We start from the raw sequence: 1917 nt of genomic DNA, 5'->3' as shown, positions 1-1917 counted from the left end.
CGTCCGGCGAACCCGGGGGCGATGTCCTCGAAGACGTGCTCCGCCAGCGAGGAGAAGTCGAGGGTCTTCGTATATTTGCCCGCGATGATGTAGTCGGTGTTGATGTCGTCCCCGAACTTATGGACCCTACCGATGATCTTCTTTTTCATGTCCGGTCTCCTCGATTACCGACCCGCAGATAGGGCCGAGGGTCGGCGATCCTTCCCGACAGGGCGCTCGCCGCGCATGTGGCGGGGGACGCCAGGTATACGTTCGCCCTGTTGTTGCCCATCCTTCCCTTGAAGTTGCGGTTGGCGGTGGAGATTACGCTCTCGCCGTCGCCCGGCACGCCCATGTGAGTGCCCGGGCAGGGGCCGCAGCCGGGAGGAAGGATAGTGGCCCCGGCCTCCACCAGCTGCAGGAGTATCCCCTCCGCTATGGCGTCGGCCATCACCTTTCTGGAGGAGGGGCATACGAGAAGGCGGCAGTTCGCCGATATCTTTCTGCCGGCCAGGATTCGGGCCGCGATCCTCAGGTCGTCGAGTCTGCCGTTGGTGCAGGTGCCTATGTACACCTGGTCTATCTCCACACCTTCCGCCTCCGTCACCGGCACCACGGAGTCAACCGAGTGGGGCGTGCTTACCTGGGGCGGAACCGAGGAGGCATCTATCTCCATCACACGCTCGAAGACTGCGTCCTCGTCGTCGAACGCGGGACTTCCCTCCCCCTTTCCCAGGGCCTCCAGGTGGGCTGCGGTCTTTTCGTCCGGCGCGACGAGCCCGGCCTTCGCGCCGCACTCGATCGCCATGTTGCTCAGGGTCATCCTCTCCGACAGGGACATGTCCCTCACGGTTTCGCCGCTGAATGAGAGGGCTAGGTAGTCGGCGCCGTCGGCGCCTATCAGGCCGATGAAGTGCAGCATCAGGTCCTTGGCGCCTACGCCGCTCTCCATGGTTCCGCGAAGCACGACCTTCATCGTGCCCGGCGTCCTCAGCCAGAGTTTTCCCGTCAGCATCACGCCGCTCATGTCGGTGGAGCCTATTCCGAACGAGAACGCGCCCAGCGCGCCGTAGGTGCAGGTGTGAGAGTCGGCCCCCACGGCCAGATCTCCGGGCAGGACGAGGCCTTTCTCCACCACCAGCTGGTGACAGACTCCCTCGCCCGTGTCGAACAGTCTTACGCCCTGCTCGGCGGCAAACTCCCTGAGCAGGATGTGCAGGTTGCTGACCCGCTCGTTGGGGCTGGGGGCGGCATGGTCGAGGACGATGACCATCTTCGACGGATCCCAGACCTTCTCCCTGCTGTACTCCCTGAAGGCCTTGATCGCGATGGGTCCGGTCGTGTCGTGTATCATGGCCAGGTCGACATCCGCCACCACAAAGTCGCCCGCCCTGACGCCCGCCCCCGCATGGGCCGATATTATCTTTTCCGCCGCGGTCCTGCCCACCTGATCTCTCCTCCCCTCGTCAATTACCCGTTGCCATGAGGGTCGTGAGCTCTTTTACGTTGTCCAGCCTCTCCAAGTTCAGCACGGAGTCTGTGATTCTCTCGCGCCGTCCCTTGTCGGGAATGGCCTTTTCCGCAAGGGAGTTGAACTTCCAGAGCAGCTCGTCGTGAGTGAAGGGGTTCTTCGGGTGTCCCTTGGGGTAGGTCTCCTTGAGATTGAAAACCCGCCCGTCCTTGACGTGGACGTCCACCTTCACCGTGTATCGAAGGTGCCTCGGGAGATTGTCTATCTCGTCATCGGCGACTACCTCCACCTTTTTGGCGAACTCCAGGATCCTCGGGTCCTTTATCTTCTCCTCCGTGAACTGGTCGATGAAAGCGTTGCCCTCGAGCAGGGCGACCGAACAGACGTAGGGATGGCTCAGCTGCGCCGCCACCACGCTGGTGATCGCGTCCGCCCCCACGGAGTACTTATGGGTGATGGACGTGGTG

Annotated in this window: 3 protein-coding genes; all 3 read right to left on the bottom strand. The window is 62.6% G+C overall.

Translation table 11 applies throughout. From position 1 onward, the window contains the following. The coding region (locus tag GX181_07350) for a 3-isopropylmalate dehydratase (GenBank protein ID NLM71756.1) at window positions 1-149 on the bottom strand (149 nt) is incomplete at its 3' end. Next, window positions 146-1426: a 3-isopropylmalate dehydratase large subunit gene (locus tag GX181_07345; GenBank protein ID NLM71755.1), complete on the bottom strand. Its 1281-nt coding sequence runs from the start codon at window positions 1424-1426 to the stop codon at window positions 146-148. The genes GX181_07350 and GX181_07345, both read right to left, overlap by 4 nt. Window positions 1427-1445: 19 nt before the next feature. Then, the coding region (locus GX181_07340) for an MmgE/PrpD family protein (protein NLM71754.1) at window positions 1446-1917 on the bottom strand (472 nt) is incomplete at its 5' end.

Source organism: Synergistaceae bacterium (assembly GCA_012521675.1).
Taxonomy (GTDB): domain Bacteria; phylum Synergistota; class Synergistia; order Synergistales; family Aminobacteriaceae; genus JAAYLU01.
This window is presented reverse-complemented; position numbering and strand designations above follow the sequence as displayed.